Annotated in this window: 19 protein-coding genes; 10 read left to right on the plus strand and 9 right to left on the minus strand. The window is 70.3% G+C overall.

The window, feature by feature from the left end:
* Window positions 1–240: hypothetical protein (locus U9983_RS08810; RefSeq protein ID WP_322753544.1), on the minus strand; the 240-nt coding region annotated here is incomplete at its 3' end.
* On the opposite strand from U9983_RS08810, the gene U9983_RS08815 reads away from it, so the two are divergent.
* Entirely contained in the window at window positions 239–718 is a 480-nt protein-coding gene (locus U9983_RS08815) for a nuclear transport factor 2 family protein (protein WP_322753545.1), read from the plus strand. The two genes, U9983_RS08810 and U9983_RS08815, sit on opposite strands and share 2 nt — an antisense overlap.
* 25 nt (window positions 719–743) lie before the next feature.
* Here U9983_RS08815 and U9983_RS08820 read toward each other — a convergent pair whose 3' ends face one another.
* The 5 genes from U9983_RS08820 to U9983_RS08840 form a co-directional block, all read right to left on the minus strand.
* Window positions 744–1,715, minus strand: coding sequence for a TIGR03621 family F420-dependent LLM class oxidoreductase (locus tag U9983_RS08820; protein ID WP_322753546.1), 972 nt, complete (start codon window positions 1,713–1,715; stop codon window positions 744–746).
* 118 nt (window positions 1,716–1,833) lie between these two features.
* Window positions 1,834–3,117: a cytochrome P450 gene (locus U9983_RS08825; protein ID WP_322753547.1), complete on the minus strand. Its 1,284-nt coding sequence runs from the start codon at window positions 3,115–3,117 to the stop codon at window positions 1,834–1,836.
* Entirely contained in the window at window positions 3,114–3,905 is a 792-nt protein-coding gene (locus tag U9983_RS08830) for an SDR family oxidoreductase (RefSeq protein ID WP_322753548.1), read from the minus strand. The genes U9983_RS08825 and U9983_RS08830 overlap by 4 nt, the downstream gene beginning before the upstream one ends.
* Complete coding sequence (locus U9983_RS08835) at window positions 3,905–4,069, minus strand: hypothetical protein (protein WP_322753549.1); 165 nt, start codon at window positions 4,067–4,069, stop codon at window positions 3,905–3,907. Before U9983_RS08835 ends, U9983_RS08830 begins: the two co-directional genes overlap by 1 nt.
* On the minus strand, window positions 4,066–5,520 hold the full coding sequence (locus U9983_RS08840; RefSeq protein ID WP_322753550.1) for an aldehyde dehydrogenase family protein: 1,455 nt from the start codon (window positions 5,518–5,520) through the stop codon (window positions 4,066–4,068). Before U9983_RS08840 ends, U9983_RS08835 begins: the two co-directional genes overlap by 4 nt.
* A gap of 261 nt (window positions 5,521–5,781) precedes the next feature.
* On the opposite strand from U9983_RS08840, the gene U9983_RS08845 reads away from it, so the two are divergent.
* From U9983_RS08845 to U9983_RS08870, 6 genes are all read left to right on the plus strand, one after another.
* The gene (locus U9983_RS08845; RefSeq protein ID WP_322753551.1) at window positions 5,782–6,639 is read left to right on the plus strand and encodes a polysaccharide deacetylase family protein; all 858 of its coding nucleotides are present in this window, start codon (window positions 5,782–5,784) and stop codon (window positions 6,637–6,639) included.
* Window positions 6,640–6,842: 203 nt separating this feature from the next.
* The gene (locus U9983_RS08850; RefSeq protein WP_322753552.1) at window positions 6,843–7,961 is read left to right on the plus strand and encodes an ATP-binding cassette domain-containing protein; all 1,119 of its coding nucleotides are present in this window, start codon (window positions 6,843–6,845) and stop codon (window positions 7,959–7,961) included.
* Window positions 7,958–8,770: an ABC transporter permease gene (locus U9983_RS08855; RefSeq protein ID WP_322753553.1), complete on the plus strand. Its 813-nt coding sequence runs from the start codon at window positions 7,958–7,960 to the stop codon at window positions 8,768–8,770. Before U9983_RS08850 ends, U9983_RS08855 begins: the two co-directional genes overlap by 4 nt.
* 202 nt (window positions 8,771–8,972) lie before the next feature.
* Entirely contained in the window at window positions 8,973–10,103 is a 1,131-nt protein-coding gene (locus U9983_RS08860) for a maleylpyruvate isomerase N-terminal domain-containing protein (RefSeq protein WP_322753554.1), read from the plus strand.
* Between the two features lie 146 nt (window positions 10,104–10,249).
* Window positions 10,250–11,173 (plus strand): oxygenase MpaB family protein, encoded by a 924-nt coding sequence (locus U9983_RS08865; RefSeq protein WP_322753555.1) that lies wholly within the window; start codon window positions 10,250–10,252, stop codon window positions 11,171–11,173.
* Window positions 11,174–11,208: 35 nt separating this feature from the next.
* On the plus strand, window positions 11,209–11,580 hold the full coding sequence (locus U9983_RS08870; RefSeq protein WP_322753556.1) for an RNA-binding S4 domain-containing protein: 372 nt from the start codon (window positions 11,209–11,211) through the stop codon (window positions 11,578–11,580).
* 41 nt (window positions 11,581–11,621) lie between these two features.
* Here U9983_RS08870 and U9983_RS08875 read toward each other — a convergent pair whose 3' ends face one another.
* From U9983_RS08875 to U9983_RS08885, 3 genes are all read right to left on the minus strand, one after another.
* Window positions 11,622–12,017: a nuclear transport factor 2 family protein gene (locus U9983_RS08875; protein ID WP_322750083.1), complete on the minus strand. Its 396-nt coding sequence runs from the start codon at window positions 12,015–12,017 to the stop codon at window positions 11,622–11,624.
* Window positions 12,018–12,139: 122 nt separating this feature from the next.
* Window positions 12,140–13,207, minus strand: a complete 1,068-nt coding sequence (locus tag U9983_RS08880; RefSeq protein ID WP_322753557.1) for a phosphotransferase family protein — start codon at window positions 13,205–13,207, stop codon at window positions 12,140–12,142.
* Window positions 13,207–14,211 (minus strand): hypothetical protein, encoded by a 1,005-nt coding sequence (locus tag U9983_RS08885; protein ID WP_322753558.1) that lies wholly within the window; start codon window positions 14,209–14,211, stop codon window positions 13,207–13,209. The genes U9983_RS08880 and U9983_RS08885 overlap by 1 nt, the downstream gene beginning before the upstream one ends.
* 148 nt (window positions 14,212–14,359) lie before the next feature.
* Here U9983_RS08885 and sigK point away from each other — a divergent pair, with 148 nt between their 5' ends.
* The 3 genes from sigK to U9983_RS08900 all read left to right on the plus strand — a co-directional run bounded on the left by sigK (window position 14,360) and on the right by U9983_RS08900 (window position 17,108).
* Window positions 14,360–15,022 (plus strand): ECF RNA polymerase sigma factor SigK, encoded by a 663-nt coding sequence (gene sigK / locus U9983_RS08890; protein ID WP_322753559.1) that lies wholly within the window; start codon window positions 14,360–14,362, stop codon window positions 15,020–15,022.
* A complete protein-coding gene (locus U9983_RS08895; RefSeq protein ID WP_322753560.1) occupies window positions 15,019–15,732 on the plus strand; it encodes an anti-sigma factor in 714 nt (237 codons plus the stop codon). Before sigK ends, U9983_RS08895 begins: the two co-directional genes overlap by 4 nt.
* 278 nt (window positions 15,733–16,010) lie before the next feature.
* On the plus strand, window positions 16,011–17,108 hold the full coding sequence (locus U9983_RS08900) for a cation diffusion facilitator family transporter (protein WP_322753561.1): 1,098 nt from the start codon (window positions 16,011–16,013) through the stop codon (window positions 17,106–17,108).
* The last annotated feature ends 33 nt before the right edge of the window (window positions 17,109–17,141 follow it).

Genomic DNA, 17,141 nt, shown 5'->3' on the forward strand with positions numbered 1-17,141 from the left:
CTCCGTCTGTTGCGCGAGCAGCTCCGCCTCGCCGTCGTCGTCGAGCGTGAAAGCGGAGAGGTCCTCCCAGCCCCGTACCGGCGGTGTCACCATCGGCGTCCTCGCTTTCATCGCTTTCATCGCTTTCATCGCTTTCATCGCTTTCATCGGAAAAGATCTTATCTGGATGAACGTTCTGGATGGACTTTCTGTAGTCATCCATGACAAACCATGCCGACCGGCGGTACGGTCCAGCACCATGACAACAGCCCCCGTACCAGCAGCGCTCGCCCGACAGCTCGCCGAACTCGCCGAACTCGCCGACCGGGGCGCCATCCTCGACGTGGTGGCGGCCTATGCCACCGCTCTGGACACCAGGACCTGGGCAGCCCTGGATGGCCTGTTCACCGACGACGCGGTGTGCACCTATGGCGGGTCCATCGGCGACCTGACCGGCCAGAACGCGATCATCAAGTCGCTGCGGTCCGTACTCGAACCGCTGGACGCCACCCAGCATCAGATCACCAACTCGGTGGTGCGAGTACACGGCGACACCGCCGAGCACACCGCCTACGTCCACGCCCAGCACGTGCGGCACGGCGTGCCGGGCGGCGAGCTCTACACCATCGGCGCGCGCTATGACGACCAGCTGCGCCGCACGCCCGACGGCTGGCGCTTCACCCGCCGGGAACTCACCCGCATATGGACCGACGGTAACCGCGGTGTCCTGCACCCCTGAATCCGTTTCTCCGCGCATCCGTTTCTCAGCGACCGGTCAACCGGGCGACCACGGGTGCAAAGGAGTCGAGCACCCGGTCGCCGACGGTGATATAGGAGAAGCCGTACTCCTCGCGCCGCCGCTCAAGCTGGTCGCAGATCTCGTCCACCGAACCCACCAACGCGTGCGGGAACGCGCGTAGACCCGCCGCGTCCAGGCCGGTCTGGGCCGACAGCTCGGCCTCGGTTGTTCCCGCCGCACCCTCGATCGCGACGAAGTAGGCCGCGGTCTCCAGCTCGATGTCGTCGAACCGCTCTCCCGCGCCCTGGCGGACCCAGGCCAGCTTGCGGTGGGTCTGCTCCGGCCCGGAACCCGCGATGCTGGCCGGTCCGATGACCCCGGACCGGTTGTCGAAGTTGATGCTGACGATGTCGGCGCGCTCGCCGGCCAGGCGCAGCACCCGCGGCGAGCCGCCGCCGACCATGAGCGGCGGCCGCAGCTTCGGGACGGGTAGCGGGGCGAAGCCCGCTGCCCGCACCTGGCCACCGTCCACGGCGACATCCTTGCCGGCGAACCAGATGTCGAGCAGCTCCAGCACCTCGGCCAGGAGGTCGACCCGGTGCGCCCCGCTGTCGAACGGCACCCCCATCGCGGTGTACTCGGCCTCCAGCCAGCCGGCGCCCAGGCCGGCCTCGATCCGACCCTCGGCCAGGACCGCGAGCGTCGCGATCTCCTTGGCCAGCACCACCGGCTGGTGGTAACCCACGCAGAACATGCGACAGCCGATCCGCAGCACCGAGCTGACCTCGGCGGCCACGGCCATGGCCGGCACCGGCGCGAGCGTCACCGGCCGATGACCGGTGGGATCCATCGCCGGCCCGGCCCCGATGTAGTGGTCGCAGACGTGCAGGGCCGAATAGCCCAGCTCCTCGACCCGGCGGACCGTGTCCTTCCATTCCCGGGCATCAGCCGCCCGGTAGCTCTGGGCAGCGAAACGGAACGGACGTCGGGTCGACATGCGGACCCCCTCCTCGAGAACATGGTCAAGACATGATCAATTCACCGAGTTTCTTTACTTCACATACAGATAGAAGGCACGATAACCGGACGAGGACACCGGTGCCAGGAGGCGGTCACTACGCGTTCTCCCGCACAGCGGGGCGGCGGCGCACGATCACGGGCAACGAGTCCAGGCCCCGCACCATGAAACTCGGGGTGTAGCGCAGCTGCCCGGGGTTGACCACGGCAAGAGAGTCGACGTGTTCCGCGAGTACCTGCAGGGCCGTCACGCCCTCGATGCGGGCAAGCCCGGCGCCCACGCACATGTGCGGCCCCTGGCCGAAAGCCATATGGGTCCGTGCGCCCGGACGGTCGGGATCGAAACCGTCGGGATCTGCGAAAGACAGCTGGTCCCGATTGGCGGAGGCGAAGGACACCACCAGGCGGGATCCGGCGGGAATGTCGACACCACCGAGCCGGACGTCCCGGGTGACGCGACGGTAGGCGACCTGGGCCGGGGTCGACCACCGCAGCGCCTCCTCCACGATCGCGCCCGCCCGCTGCGGGTCGGCACGCAGCCGCTCCCACTCCCCCGGGTGCCGGTCCAGCAGGTAGACCGCTGCCGCGATCAGCCGACCGGTCGTCTCGTTCCCGGCGACCAGCAGCTCACGTACCAACGTGAGCAGGTGCGCCAGCTCGATCGGCTCCTCGCCGGGTCCGAGGTCGCCGGCGGCGGCCACCAGCTGCGACAGCAGTCCCTCCCCCGGCTCCTCGCGGCACCGGTCGACCTCGGCGGCGATCGCCTGTTGGTAGTCGAGGAGGTCCTCCTCGGTACTGATCCAGCCCGCCGCGTCCGGCCGGGCACCGATGGTGGCCGTGGCCGCGAGCGTCCACCGTCGGACATCGCCACGGCGTGAGTCAGCCAGCCCCAGCACCCGACAGATCGCCCAGGCCGGCAACGGCTCCGCGAATGCGGTGTAGAAGTCGACCTGCTCACCGTCGGGTAAGGCAGCGGCAAGATTATCGGCGGTCTGGCGGACCAGCGGCTCCATCCAGGCCAGCGCCCGCGGGGTGAACGCCTTGTTGACGAGCTTGCGCAACTGGGTGTGCCGGGGCGGATCATTGGTCCCGAGCGCCGGAACGTAGGGCCAGCCGCGGGCGCGGATCGCGGCCACCTCCTCGGCGACCTCCGGCGGCGGCGGTGCATGCTTGCTCAGGCCCGCGGAGGAGAAGGTCTGCGTGTCACGCAGGACCTCGCGGACGAGTTCGGCGCTGGCAACGACGTACCAGCCGTTGCCCGGCGCGAAGCAGACCGGTGCCTGCTCCCGCATCCGGGCGTACCAGTCCTGCGGCGCCGCGAGGAATTGCGGGCTGGACAGGTCAAGCCCTGGAAACGGACACGACTGGGCGTCAATGGTCATCTGCTGTCTCCATCTCGGGTGGACCGAGCAAGCCGGAAGAAGTGACCGCCCGCGACTGTGTAGCCACCATCGACAGCGAGAACCTCACCGGTCACATAGCTTGCGCGCGACGAGAGCAGGAACACCACGGCCTCGGCGATGTCGTCCACCGTGCCGAGCCGGCGCAGCGGCAGCACCGCCGCCCGCCGCATCCGCGCGTTCTCGTCGCCGTAGTGGACGTCGGACCCCGGGGTCGGAGTCGTGCCGGGCGCCACCGCGTTACAGCGGATACCCAGCGGCCCGAACTCCACCGCGAGCGCCCGGGTCAACCCTTCCAGCGCGGCCTTGGACGCGCTGTACAGCCCGGTCCCGGGCGGGTGGTAACGGGCAGTGACCGAGGAGAGGTTCACAATGCTGCCGCCGCCCTGGGCCGCCATGATCGGCGCCAGCGTCTGGGACACCAGCAACGGCGCGACGACGTTGACGTCGAGGACTCTGCGCGCGTCCGCGGCCTTGGTGTCCGCCAGCGCGCCTTCGATGACGAGGGCGGCGTTGTTCACCAGCATCGTGCAGTCCGGCGCGGCCTGCGCCAGGCCTGCGACCGCGTCCGCATCGGTGACGTCGAGCACGACCGCACGGGCGCCGAGATCGTCGGCGACACGGCGCAGCGACTCGGCCGCGAGGTCGACGAGCACCAACGTGTGGCCGTCGTGGGCGAGGCGGTGGGCCAACGCGCGTCCGATGCCCTGGGCCGCTCCGGTCACGACGACCGTGCCCGGTGGCTGGTTGTCGCTGCTGTCTGCCGACATCAGCTCACCGTCTGTTCCGCGGCGGCCAGGGACGCCACGACCGCGGCTGCGATGCCGGCGGCGTCCAGCCCCGCCCATGCGGTGACCGCGTCAGCCGGACCGGCTGCGAGAACCCCGACCCCATGCTGTAACTCGCCGTCATGCTCTAACCCGCCGTCGGTCATGCCACGGCCGGCCTCGACGCACGGCCGGCATCCTCCGGCAGCTGTAGCGACATCAGCTCGAAGTACTCCGCCAGCCCGTGTTCGCCCAGCTCACGGCCCACACCGGAACGCCGGAAACCGCCGAACGGCGCTCGCACGTTGAACCGGCCGCCGTTGATCGAGACCTGGCCGGTGCGCAACCGGCGCGCCACCGCGACCGCGGCGGCGTCGTCCGCGGCGAACACCGCACCGGACAGGCCGTAGTCGGAGTCGTTGGCGACGGTGACAGCCTCGTCGACGTCCGCGACCGGGATGACCGCGAGCACCGGGCCGAAGATCTCTTCGCGGGCGAGGACGGCGTCGTTGCGCAGCCGGCTCACCACGGTGGGACGCACGAAGTATCCGCGGTCGAGCCCGGGCACGGGGCCTGGACCGCCGACGAGCACGGTGCCCTCGTGCGCGGCCTTGTCCAGATAGGACGCGATCGAACGCGCCTGCGCAGCCGAGGCCACCGGCCCGATCGTGGTGGCCGGGTCCAGCGGGTCGCCCACCACGTGCGCCCCGACCAGAGCGACCAGGCGCTCCTCCACCTCGTCGAGCAGGTCGCGGGGGACCAGCAGCCGGGTCGTCGCCGAGCAGGTCTGGCCGTTGTTGACGAAGCAGCCGCGCACGGCGTTGTCCACCGCGCGGTCGAGGTCGGCATCCGGGCAGAGGATGAAGGCGGACTTGCCGCCGAGCTCCAGGGTCAGCCGCTTGATGCCGGGCGCGGCGAGCTGGGCGACCCGGGCGCCCGCGGCGCTCGACCCGGTCAGGCTGACCAGGTCGACCTCGGGATGACTGACCAGGGTCTCCCCGGCCACGGCCCCGCGGCCCGTCACGATGTTCAGGACGCCGGCGGGCAGACCGACCTCGTGGGCGATGTCCGCGAGCACGAACGCGGCCAGCGGCGCGACGCTGCTCGGCTTGACCACCACTGTGCATCCGGCCGCGAGCGCCGGCGCGACCTTGGCGGTCAGCTGGTACAGCGGGTAGTTCCACGGCGTGATCGCGCCGACCACTCCGGCGGCGAGCCGCAGCACCATCGACGAGCCGATCCGCTCGTGGGCGGGCAGCCGTTCGGCGACGTCCGCGATCGAGCGGATGACCGACACGCCAAGGCCGACCTGGACCCGCTCGGAGGTGACCAGCGGCGTGCCGACCTCACGGCTCATCATCGTCGCCAGCTGCCCGCCGCGTGCGTCCAGCCCGTCGGCGAGCTCCCGCAACAGCGCGACCCGGGCCTCGATCGGGCTCGTCGACCAGGCAGGGAAGGCCGCCCGGGCGGCGGTGACGGCGGCGGCGACATCGTCAGCCTCGCCCGCCGGCACCACGCCGATGGTCTCCTCGGTCGCAGCCTCGACGACCTCGATCGTCCCGTCACCGCTCGGTGCCCGCCAGCGGCCGTTGATGTAGAGCCCGGTCCTTCGATCCATGCGCCGGTCCATGCGCTCCTCCGGGAACGTGGCCTGACTTTATCGAGTCGAACTCAATAAAGTATGGGACGCACGTCACAATAGCAGCACCTTCCCGCCAGCCGCAGTACTTACTTGAGACGACCTTCAGGGATGGCACGAGACCGAACGTCGGACCATGGCCGACCCGCCTTGATGCGATCATGAACCTTTCGTCTCGCCGCGGCACCGGGAATGCCTGCGGGGCCCCACCCCGTTCGAACGGCTTGTACCGTTCCGACCATGGATCGCCGGACGCTGCTCACCCTGCTGGCAGTCGGCGCGGCGCAGGCCCTGACCAGTTGCTCGGGCGAACCTGCGACCCCACGACCCAGCGCCGCCGGCGGGCCGCGTCCCATCGCGGCACCGGTGCCCGCCCCCGGGCGGACCATCGGGAATCCGGCCAGCGCGCCGCATGTCGGCCCGACAACCCAGCCGGCACTCCCACCGATCCCGCCGGCCCGGCCCGGCAGCCCGTCGGTGGTGTTCGGAGCGCCCGCACCGACCCGGCGGATCGCGATCACGATTGATGACGGATATTCGCCCGAGACCGTGGCCGGCTACGTGGAGTTCGCCCGCCGCTCCGCAATCCCGATCACCTTTGCGCCCAACGGCGCCTACCGGGCAATCTGGGACCGCCACGCCGACACCCTCCGTCCGCTGGTCGAGGCCGGCCAGGTCCAGATCGCGAACCACACCTGGACCCACCTGAATCTGCTCGGTCGCCCCGACGACGCGATCCGCGCGGACATCGACAGGAACGAGGAGTGGATCGAGCAGACCTTCGGCATCGCCTCCCGTCCCTGGTTCCGACCGCCCTACGGGGCACACAACGCACACGTCGACGCCCTGGTGGGCGAACTCGGCTTCACCAGGATCCTGTTGTGGAACGGAAGTTTCGGGGACTCGACGTTGATCAGCCCCGAGCAGCTCATGGAACTGGCCCGCCGCTACCTGCAGCCAGGAACGATCATGATCGGTCACGCCAACCACCAGACGATCCTCGGGTTGTTCGACCAGATCCAGCAGCTCATCGCCGACCGCAAACTGGAACCGGTGACCCTGGACACCATGTTCCAGACGTCCCGCGCCGTCGGCTGAACCTGTGCTGGGACCTGCAGTGGGACACCTGCAGTGGAACCTGCGCTGGGACCTGCTCTGCGGCGGTTTCGGCTCGACGACCCACGATGGCTCCCGGCCAGGTGCAGACAACGGGCCGGGAGCCGTCGACGATGAGGCTGCCACCGAGGCTGTCACGAAGGCTGTCACGGAGGCTGTCACCGGACGAGGAGAGTGGGAGGGCGATGACAACGCCGATGATCGAAGTAAGAGCGGTGACCAAGCGATTCGGGTCGATCGACGCCCTGGCAGGGGTCGACCTGAGTGCTGACGCCGGCACGGTCCTCGGCCTGCTCGGCCCTAACGGCGCAGGCAAGACCACCCTGGTGCGGATCCTGGCAACGTTGCTTCGACCGGACAGCGGCCTGGCGACGATCGCCGGGTACGACGTCGTCCGGCACGCGCAGCGGCTGCGGTCCATGATCGGACTGGCCGGCCAGTACGCCGCCGTGGACGAGATGCTCACCGGGCGGGAGAACCTCGAACTGGTCGGGCTGCTCTACCACGTCGGAAAGGCCGAACGGCGCCGGCGGGCGCAGGAGGTACTGGACCGTTTCTCGCTCACCGAGGCTGCCGACCGCCAGGTGAAGACCTACTCGGGCGGCATGCGACGACGCCTCGACCTCGGCGCGAGCCTCGTCGGACACCCGTCCGTACTGATCTTGGATGAGCCCACCACCGGCCTCGACCCGCGGACCCGCAACGAGCTGTGGACGCTCATCGAAGACCTGGTCACCGACGGCACCACCGTCGTGCTGACGACCCAGTACCTCGAGGAGGCCGAACGCCTCGCGCACCGGATCGTCGTCATCGACCGGGGCCGGGTGGTCGCCGCCGGCACCGCCGACGAGCTTAAGTCCCGCGCCGGCGGCGCCATGCTCGAAGCCCGGGTCGTCGACCCCGCCGACCTCGGACGGGTCGCGGCTCTCCTGGCCGACCTCGGCGACGGTCCGCCCCAGCTGGATGCCGAGCGACGCCGGGTCGCCGTCCCGACGGGCGGCGGGGCCAAGGTCCTGCTGGCCGCGGGACGCCGTCTCGACGACGACGGTGTCGCCCTGGACGATCTCGGAATCAGGCGTCCCTCGCTCGACGACGTGTTCCTCTCGCTGACCGGCCACGCCGCCGGCGAGCCGGCCGATGGCGGTTCCGGCGCCCGGTCCGCCACCGCCGCCACCGCCGCCGGTGCGGCCGGAGGGCCAGAAACGGCCGGGGGGCCAGAAACGGCCGGTGCGGCCGGTGCGGCAGAAACGGCTCTGCCAGCTCCGATACCCGCGATCTCTGGAACCCCGCGGAGGAGCGCATGAACGTCGTCACGCTCGACCAACCGGCGGCGCGCACGGCGTCGCTCAGCCCGACCGTCGCCCTGGGCGACATCGCCGGAATCGCCCGACGCAATCTGGTCCGGCTCGTGCGCACGCCCCAGCTGCTCCTCATCTCCAGCGCCCAGCCGCTGCTGATCCTGCTGCTGTTCCGCTATGTCCTCGGTGGCGCCATCGCCGTCCCCGGCGGTGTCTATGTCAACTACATCGTCCCGGCCATCTTCGTGGAGGCGTCGCTCATCGGCGGCGCGGCGACCTCGGTCGGGCTGGCCGAAGACCTCAAGAGCGGGATCATCGACCGGTTCCGTGCCCTGCCGATGGCCCGCTCGGCCGTCCTCGCCGGACGGACCGTCGCCGACCTGTGCCGCGCCGTCGTGGTACTGCCGATTATGATCGCGGTCGGGATCCTGATCGGGTTCCGCTTCAACAACTCCGCCCCAGCGATCATCGCCGGGCTCGGGCTCGTGCTGTTGTTCGGTTACGCCATGTCGTGGGTGTTCGCATCCATCGGCCTCGCCGTGAAGGATCCCGAGACGGCGCAGGTCGCCTCGATCCTGCCGTTCTTCCTGCTGGTGTTCCCGAGCTCGGCGTTCGTGCCGGTGAGCACCATGCCCGGCTGGCTGCGGGGTTACGCGACGGTGCAGCCGGCCAACGTCACGATCAACGCTGTGCGTGCCCTCATGGAGGGCGGCCCCGCGCTCCACTGGGTGTGGCAGTCGGTGGTCTGGTCGGTGGGCATCGGTGCGGTGTTCGCACCGCTGGCCGTGCATCAGTACCGCAACCTCACCTCATAATCGTATAAACAATCACAGGTCCCCGATGTCCGGATGCCACACGGCTGGCTTTCGGCGGCGGCGGGACCTACCGTTGGTGGCCAGGGGACTTCGGCCTCCGGCGATGCGCCAGAACCACGATCGCATCGCCTTCGGCCCTCCAGGTAACGGTCGAGGTCGGTTCACGGGAGGGCGCGGGCAGGTGAACGCAAGCGGCGGGCACGTGACCGACCTTCTCGGGGCATGGGCGCTGGACGCCTGCGACGCCGAGGAGACCGTGGCGGTGACGGCGCATGTCCACCGCTGCGCGGCGTGTGCGCAGGAGGCGACGACACTGCGCCGGGCCGCGGTGGCGCTCGCCACGCTCATCGGCCGGGCAGATGCCGACACCCCGGACAGCTATGCCCCGAACGCCGATGCCGCCGACGCCGATACCGCGGACACCGGTGCCGGGTCGCCACCGCCGACCGCCCAGGTCGTGACCGCGGCGCTGGCGCGGCGCCGGCCGGCGCCGTCGGTACCCGCCTTTGCCGCGCCGTTCGCGGCGGCGGTGGGTCTGTTCGAGTCCGCGCTCGCCGAACTCGACGGCCCGGCCCGGGCTGCGCCGAGCCCGGTGCGTGGCTGGACCATCGGCGACCTGGTCACCCATGTCGCAGCCACCGACGGCCTGCTCGCCGCCGCGATCGGGATTCCCGCGGACCCGCCGGTGGATCCGCGTCAGGACGTCGTCGCCCACAGCGAGGCGCTGATCGCCCACGCCCGCACCCGACCAGCGGAGTATGCCCGCGCGTTGTGGCGGGACGGTGTCGACGCGATCGCGGCGCGGCTGCGTGCCGAGCCGAACCTCGCCGGCCGGTCCATCCAGGTCGGTGGCATCGGGATGTCCGTGGCCGACCAGCTCACCGCCCGGGCCTTCGAGACGTGGATCCATGCCCGCGACATCGCCCACGCCGTGGGCCTGCGCCTGCCCGACCCGCTCGCCCACGATCTGCACGTCATGTCCGACCTTGCCGCGCGGCTGCTCGACGAGCTGTCCACCCTCGACATCCCAGGGGTGTCCGAGCCGCCGGCGGGCACCGTCGAGCTGACGCTCACCGGGCCGGGCGGAGGATCCTGGTTGGTGCGCGTCGGCGCCGTCGGCGCCGTCGGGGGTGCCGAGGGTGCCGCGCATGCCGGCGGCGCTGAGGGTGCCGCGCGAACACCGCCCGCAGCCGAGATCACCCTTGGCACGGTGGAGTTCTGCCTGCTGGTCGGCGACCGTAGGAGGCTCGACGACCTCGACGTCGTCATCACCGGGGACGACCCGCTCGGCCGCAGACTGCTCGCGCTCGCCCCGGCGCTGTCCGGCCCGTGACCGGCCGTCCGCGTCGCGATGCACGCACCCCAGTCCCGCTCCTTGATCCACGCCCCTTGCCCCGGGCGCTCTCAACGATGTGAATCCACTGCTACTGGAGCAGCATCGGATTCACATCCTTTTTCGGTCCCCTGAGAGGAGCCCGGATGAAGCGCTTCGACTGGCTGCACCACATCGAACAGCTCGACCCGACGACGGACTTCCTCGAGATCTACCGGATCAGCGTCACGCACGAATTCCCGTGGGACTACAACCAGTCACTGTCGTTCGCGTTGTTCCGCACCTACGCCGTCCCATCCATCGGGAGCCTGCTCGCCGGGACGGGCGAACTCACCGAACGCGTCCAGAAGCGCTACGACGACACGTCGCTGATCCTCGACGCAGTCCTGGAACACGGCTTCGCCGGCCCGGGGGGACGCACCGCGATCCGCCGCATGAACCAGATGCACGGCGCCTACTCGATCTCCAACGAGGATTTCGTGTACGTGCTGTCCACGTTCGTCGTCGTCCCGATCCGCTGGATCGACCGGTTCGGCTGGCGGCGCCTCTGCGAGACCGAGAAGGTCGCGAGCGCCCACTACTACCGCGAACTCGGGCGGCACATGGGGATGACGGCAATCCCGGCGACCTACCAGGAGTTCGCCGCCTATCTCGACGCCTACGAAGCCGAACACTTCGCCACCGGAACGGGCGGAACCGACCCGGGCGGGCGCGCCGTCGCCGACGCCACGCTCAGGCTGTTCACCACGTTCCCACCCACCCAACACGCACCCGCTGCACTGATCAGACGGTTCGCGCTGGGGCTGATGGACGACGCATTGCGCGCCGCGTTGGGCTACCCGCGGATATCCCGGGCCGAACAGGCCGCGTGCGCCGCGGCGGTGCGGCTGCGCGGGCGGGTGGTGCGGTTCCTGCCGCCACGCACCGAACCGCTGTACACCCGCCAGCGAGCCAACATCCGCAGCTACCCCGCCGGCTACAAGATCGCCGAGCTCGGCACCTTCCCGCGCGGCTGCCCGGTGGCGCGCCCCGCACCGGATGACGCCACGCCGCCGGTCACGACGGCCTGACCTCGCCGCCGCCGCCGAATTCGTAGAGTCGTGGTATGGCGTCGCAGGAACTGACCGCGCGGGTCGACAGCTGGATCTGGGCTGTGCGGCTGCTCGCGACGCGGTCGCAGGCGACCGCCGTCTGCCGTGCCGGGCACGTCCATCTCAACGGTGAACGTGTCAAGCCGGCCCACGCGGTGCGCGTCGGGGACACGGTGCGGGTACGCCATGACGGGCACGAGCGGATCGTCGTCGTCACCCGCATCCTGTGCAAGCGGACCAGCGCCACCGTCGCCGGGGAATGCTTCATCGATCAGAGCCCACCGCCGACGCGCGAGGCTACCGCTTCGGTGGGTGTCCGCGACCGGGGCACGGGGCGCCCGACCAAGCAGGACCGACGCGCCATGGAACGCCTGCGTCACCACTGAAGACGCCCCGCATCCTCGTCGCGCGAAGCGACCGGAACAGGTCAGCTCGCGAGCAGGCGGTTCACCTCGGCGGTGTCGTAGAACTCCTCGAACCGGATGGCCTTACCGTCGACCACGGTCCAGGAGTGTACGAACCGAACTGTGCCGGTCGTGCCACCGGGAGCGCGCATGTGGTGGGTGCCGAGCACGACGAGCCGATCGCCGGACTCCACGAATTCCTGCGGCTCAAGGCGCAGCTCGGCGAAAACGGCCTGCAGCTGGCCGAAGAACGCACCGATCTCGGCGTGCCCCTTGCGGGTGCCGCCGATGCCGTGGGCCTTCATGCCCTCCGGAGTAGTCCACTCGAGGTCGGGCGCGAACGCTGCGAAGACCGCGGCGACGTCACCCCGCCCGAACGCCTCGTACGCACCGTTGATGACGTCAGTGTTGCTGGACATGTTCCTTCTCCCCCTTGGATGGTTACCGAACGTTTGGACCCCGCGCATGGATGACCCGCACGGACATCAAAACATGTGAGCGTCATCACATGTCAATAGATCAATCGGACGGATTCGGCCCCTCAGGCGGTAGACGCCCGCAGCTGGAGGTCGGCCAGTTCCGTCAGGTCGATCACCCGGCGGTCGAGATGGGCGAAGTCGACCGGGCTACCGGCCAGACTCGCGGACTCGTAACGGCGTTTGACACCCTCAGCGATCACCGCCATCCGCCAGTAGGCGAAGGCCCGGTAGTACGCCACGTCCGCCAGGTCCGCCAGGTCGAACCCGGTGCGCTCGGCATACCGGTCGATGATCGCCGTGCGGTCCGGGAATCCGGCCGCGCGGGTCGGCGGGGTCTGCATCCACACCGGCGGCGTTGCGTCCGCCGGTAGCTCCCAGCTGTTGAGCAGCACGCCGATGTCGGCCAGAACGTCACCGACGCTCGCGAGCTCCCAGTCCAGGATGGCCACCACGCGCCCGTCGGAACCGAGCATCACGTTGCCGAAACGGAAGTCGGTGTGCACCAGACCGGTCCGGGACCGCTGCGGGCGGCTCCGCCCGAGGCGGTCGGCCAGCTCCGTCACGACCGGCAGGTCGCGGGTTCGGACGCGGTCCCAGACGCGCAACCACCTGTGCAACGCTCGCGCGATGAAATCCCCTCGCGGCGACAGGTCGCCCAGACCCACGGCGGTGACGTCGACCCCGTGCAGGTCGGCGAGGGTGTCAACAAGCTCCCAGGCGGCCCGCTGCCGCGTGGACGGATCGGGCAGGATCCGTTCGACGTCGCCCGGTGTCGCCACGACGTGCCCGTCGACCCAGGTCATGACGACGAACGGCGCGCCGGTGATCTCAACGTCATCGCACACGGCGAGGACCCGCGGCACCGGTACGGCGCTCGGCCCGAGCGCGGAGAGAACCCGGGCCTCCCGGATGACGTCGTGGGCGCCCGGTGGGTAGGCACCCAGCGGAGGCCTACGCAGCGCGAAGCTCTGGCCACCCGAGTCCGTCACCCGATAGATGATGTTCGAGTGGCCACCTCCGACGACCACGTCGAACCGAAGTGGTCCCGCGGCAGCGGGGACGTGCTCGCCAAACCACTCCTGGACTGCCCGCGCGGCCAGACCCGGGGTTTCCCGCGACCCGTCCGGCATCAGTCGGCCAATCCGACGGGCACGCCCGCCTGGAGCAGGTCGTGGTATTCGCAGTGTCCGACGCCGACGCGCCCGTCCGGCCACGTCCACATGGTCGGTGACTTGACGATGCGCAGGATGCTCTCGACGCCGTCCGCTCCGGTTCGCCGGTGCCGAGCCGGCAGCCATGCCACCGGCTGTCCGCTCGCGGACCACTCCCGGTCGGCAGCGAAGATCCGTACCGACACCGACCGCAGCTCATGGTGGGGTTCACCGGCGTAGGCGTTGTGCATCTCGAAGTCGTCGACGACCGCGAACTCACCGCCCACCCAGACATGTCCGCTACGGGTGCTCCTGGTCGGGCCGACAGCGCGAAGCAGCATGAACCCGGTGTCGTCGTCCAGGGAACAGATGAGCCAACGCATGTAGATCTTCGCCTGCCAGTTACGCGGGCCCCACGAGTGGTCCTTGCCGCCCCGGCCGTCGAGCTGCCACACCATGTCACCGACACGGACCGTCCCGGTGATGTGGGCAAGATGCTGGTAGTGGAAGTCGGCCTGACCGGGCAGAAAGATCTTCTCGATGTGCTCCTGATCGGATCCCATCACCGCGGCCAGCCCCTGCGTGGATGTCACGAGGTCCAGTTCGCACTCGATCCGTGGGCACTGTGCGTACGCCCGCCTGGGGTCGGTGAGCAGCCACGGGTCGTCCAGCAGCAGAGCCTCGCCCGCGACGCGCACCCGCCCGGCTACGTATGGTTCGCCGACCGACCACTCCTGGCCGCCCGCCGCGAGACCGTTGGCACCGATGGGCGCGCGGGTGAAGGCGAAGGCGACCCGGCCGTCGGGCAGGTAGACGCACGCGGACACCTCGGCATGCCCCTCGTTCGGCCGCATCCCCAGCCGCAGCCAGCCGCCGACCCGTGCGGTGGCGTCGTAGAAGTCGACGTAGCGGCTCTCGCTCCACGTCGGGTCCGAGCCCGGAGTGTGCAGGTAAGCATCCGCCAGCTCCAGCCGCGCTCCCACGTGATGATCTCCTCGCCGAAGCCGACCCGATACGGATCAATGAGTTAGATGTTACCGCGATGACACTGCCAGAGGCACAATGCGAGGAACACGATCACACGCTCGGAGCGATCCCGAAAGCTCCGCACAGGACGGGAAACGGGTGTCGATGCGAGGCGACGAGAATCCACGCCGTGTGCTGCGCCTCGCGCCGGACATCGGACCGCAAAGCGGGCCGGGCAGTGCGCCCGATGCCGCGCCACGCACCGGGTCCGATGCCGCGGGACGTGCCGACGACCTCCTTCAATGCGCCGGCCGCGGTGACGCCGATGCGTTCGCCACCCTCTACGACCTGCTCGCCCCGCGGGTGCTGGGGCTCGTCCGGCGGGTACTACGCGACCCCGCGCAGTCCGAGGAGGTCACGCAGGAGGTGTTCGTCGAGGTGTGGCGGACCGCCGCCCGCTTCGACCCGGCCAAGGGCAGCGCTGCGACCTGGGTCTGCACCTTCGCGCACCGCCGGGCCGTCGATCGCGTCCGCTCGGTACAAGCGTCGACCGAACGTGAACGCAGGGTTGCCCTGCTCGACTATCGGGACGACGACGGTTTCGATGACGTGGTCGAACAGGTCGAGGCGAGACTCGAGCGTGAGCGTGTGCGCCGCTGTCTGGACCGCCTCACCGGCATCCAACGGGAATCGATCACACTGGCCTATTACCGCGGATACACCTACCGTGAAGTCGCGGAGTACCTGAAGGTCCCGGTGGGAACGGTGAAGACGAGGATGCGCGACGGCCTGATCCGGCTGCGTGACTGCCTGGGGGTCGGACGATGACTCCCCCGGACGTCCACACGCTGACCGGTGCGTACGCCCTGGACGCAGTGGACGACGACGAGCGGGCACAGGTCGAGGCGCACCTCGCCGGATGCGAGTTCTGCGCCGAGGAGGTGGCCGGGCTGCGGGCAGCCGCCGCAGCCCTGACCGAGGCTGATGCGCTGGAACCGCCCGCGTCGCTACGGTCGGCGGTGCTCGGGCGGATCGCGACCACCCCGCAGCTCCCGGCGCAGGCCGAGCGGCCGCAGAAGAGGCACGGCCGCCCGCGCTGGCTGCGTCCGGTAACCGCGGCCGCCGCCGCGGCGGTGGTCGCGGCGGCCGGCCTCACGGTGGCCGATCAGCACCGGCGTCTGGACGACGAGCGCCAACGCGCCGACCGCCTGAGCGCGCTCGCATCCGTGGCGCTGTCACGCTCGGCTAGCATGCCGCTGGACGGCGGCGGGAGCCTGGCCGTGGTGGCCGTGGCCGACAGCGCGCTGGTCTCTGCGCGGGACCTGCCTGCGCTCGCCGGCGGGCGGGTCTACCAGTTCTGGTTCGTCGGCACGGACGGGGTGCGCTCCGCCGGCACCGCCGACGGCCGCGCGGTGGCGGTGGACCGCCTGCTGACCGGGGTCGGTGCCGCCCGCGCCATCGCGGTCACCGTGGAGCCGGCCGGCGGTTCCGCGCAGCCGACCACACGCACGCTGGTCAACGCCCCCGTCCGCGCCTGACCAGACCACCGTCCCGCGTGGCGGAATCGTCCCTGGCGTCGGCTGCCGGGCGCTCTTTGGGAACGATGTGAATCTGGTGTTGTGGTAGGAGCATCAGATTCACATCGTTAAGAGCCGGCCGCCCGTTTTGAGGCTTCTGTCCAGGCGATCCACGCCCAGCCAACGGTCTGCACGGGTGTGGCAGGAGACCAGGATGCGCCGATGGCCAGGACGGGCAGCAGCAGACCGGGCGCACCTGCAAAGCGACCGCAATGATCGTTTCCGGTTATCGTCGGCCGATGAGCACCGACCACCGGCATGACCCCGGCGAGGGCGATCACGCGCATGTCGGCGATGGTCACAGCCACCCGTCCCACAGCCACCCGCACCGCGATCGGGCGCAGCTCCGTGGAATCGGCCCGCGACTGCGGCACGCTCTCTCGCAGGCGGCGGGCGGGCACAGCCATGACACAGCCGACCAGATCGACGACGCGGTGGAGGCCGACGCCGCCGGCCGGCGGGCGTTGCTCGCGAGCCTCGCGGGTCTCGGACTGACCGCCACCGTCCAGGCGATCGTGGTGGCCGTGTCAGGGTCGGTGGCGTTGCTGGGCGACACCCTGCACAACGTCGCGGACGCGGCGACCGCGATCCCGCTACTGATCGCCTTCACGCTGGCCCGGCGCCCACCGAGCAACCGGTTCACCTACGGCTACGGCCGGGCAGAGGACCTCGCCGGTATCGCCGTCCTCGTCATGATCGCGCTGTCCAGTGGGCTCGCCGCCTTCGAGGCGATCGACCGGCTGGCGCACCCACGCCCGGTCAGCCACCTCGGCGCCGTCGCCGCCGCCGGCCTGGTCGGCTTCGCCGGCAACGAACTGGTGGCCCGCTACCGGATCCGCATCGGCCGGCGGATCGGATCGGCGGCACTGGTCGCCGACGGGCTACACGCCCGCACCGACGGGTTCACCAGCCTCGCGGTCCTGGCCGGCGCCGGCGGTGTCGCACTGGGATGGCGATGGGCGGACCCGGCCGTCGGACTGGCGATCACCGTGGTCATTCTCGGGGTGCTGCGCTCCGCCGCCCGGGTGGTGACGGCCCGGCTGATGGACGCGGTCGACCCGGCCCTGGTCGCCGAGGCCACCGACACGTTGACCCACACCCCGGGCATCCGCGCGGTCCGCGAGCTTCGGATCCGCTGGATCGGCCATGCGCTGCGCGCGGAAGTCGACGTGACGGTCGATCCGCAGCTGTCGCTGGTGGACGCCCACGACATCGCCCACGCCGCCGAGGCACACCTGCTGCGTCACGTCCCCCGGCTGGCCGCCGCCACGATCCACACCAGCCCGGCCCACCATCACCCGGCACACCACCCGGCCGTCGCACCCGTCGGCTCATAGGAGCGCCCGGTTCGACACAACGTGACCTTCAGT

It is taken from the genome of Protofrankia sp. Cas3, from assembly GCF_963555955.1.
GTDB lineage: Bacteria > Actinomycetota > Actinomycetes > Frankiales > Frankiaceae > Protofrankia.

What these genes read in the sequence shown, in the direction of transcription:
- U9983_RS08840 (WP_322753550.1), bottom strand. Translation starts at nt 5,520, where the DNA reads ATGGATCGAAGGACCGGGCTCTACATCAACGGCCGCTGGCGGGCACCG.
- U9983_RS08830 (WP_322753548.1), bottom strand. Translation starts at nt 3,905, where the DNA reads ATGTCGGCAGACAGCAGCGACAACCAGCCACCGGGCACGGTCGTCGTG.
- U9983_RS08875 (WP_322750083.1), bottom strand. Translation starts at nt 12,017, where the DNA reads ATGTCCAGCAACACTGACGTCATCAACGGTGCGTACGAGGCGTTCGGG.
- U9983_RS08855 (WP_322753553.1), top strand. Translation starts at nt 7,958, where the DNA reads ATGAACGTCGTCACGCTCGACCAACCGGCGGCGCGCACGGCGTCGCTC.
- U9983_RS08825 (WP_322753547.1), bottom strand. Translation starts at nt 3,117, where the DNA reads ATGACCATTGACGCCCAGTCGTGTCCGTTTCCAGGGCTTGACCTGTCC.
- U9983_RS08900 (WP_322753561.1), top strand. Translation starts at nt 16,011, where the DNA reads ATGAGCACCGACCACCGGCATGACCCCGGCGAGGGCGATCACGCGCAT.
- U9983_RS08835 (WP_322753549.1), bottom strand. Translation starts at nt 4,069, where the DNA reads ATGACCGACGGCGGGTTAGAGCATGACGGCGAGTTACAGCATGGGGTC.
- U9983_RS08850 (WP_322753552.1), top strand. Translation starts at nt 6,843, where the DNA reads ATGACAACGCCGATGATCGAAGTAAGAGCGGTGACCAAGCGATTCGGG.
- U9983_RS08870 (WP_322753556.1), top strand. Translation starts at nt 11,209, where the DNA reads ATGGCGTCGCAGGAACTGACCGCGCGGGTCGACAGCTGGATCTGGGCT.
- U9983_RS08865 (WP_322753555.1), top strand. Translation starts at nt 10,250, where the DNA reads ATGAAGCGCTTCGACTGGCTGCACCACATCGAACAGCTCGACCCGACG.
- U9983_RS08895 (WP_322753560.1), top strand. Translation starts at nt 15,019, where the DNA reads ATGACTCCCCCGGACGTCCACACGCTGACCGGTGCGTACGCCCTGGAC.
- sigK (WP_322753559.1), top strand. Translation starts at nt 14,360, where the DNA reads ATGCGAGGCGACGAGAATCCACGCCGTGTGCTGCGCCTCGCGCCGGAC.
- U9983_RS08845 (WP_322753551.1), top strand. Translation starts at nt 5,782, where the DNA reads ATGGATCGCCGGACGCTGCTCACCCTGCTGGCAGTCGGCGCGGCGCAG.
- U9983_RS08880 (WP_322753557.1), bottom strand. Translation starts at nt 13,207, where the DNA reads ATGCCGGACGGGTCGCGGGAAACCCCGGGTCTGGCCGCGCGGGCAGTC.
- U9983_RS08815 (WP_322753545.1), top strand. Translation starts at nt 239, where the DNA reads ATGACAACAGCCCCCGTACCAGCAGCGCTCGCCCGACAGCTCGCCGAA.
- U9983_RS08820 (WP_322753546.1), bottom strand. Translation starts at nt 1,715, where the DNA reads ATGTCGACCCGACGTCCGTTCCGTTTCGCTGCCCAGAGCTACCGGGCG.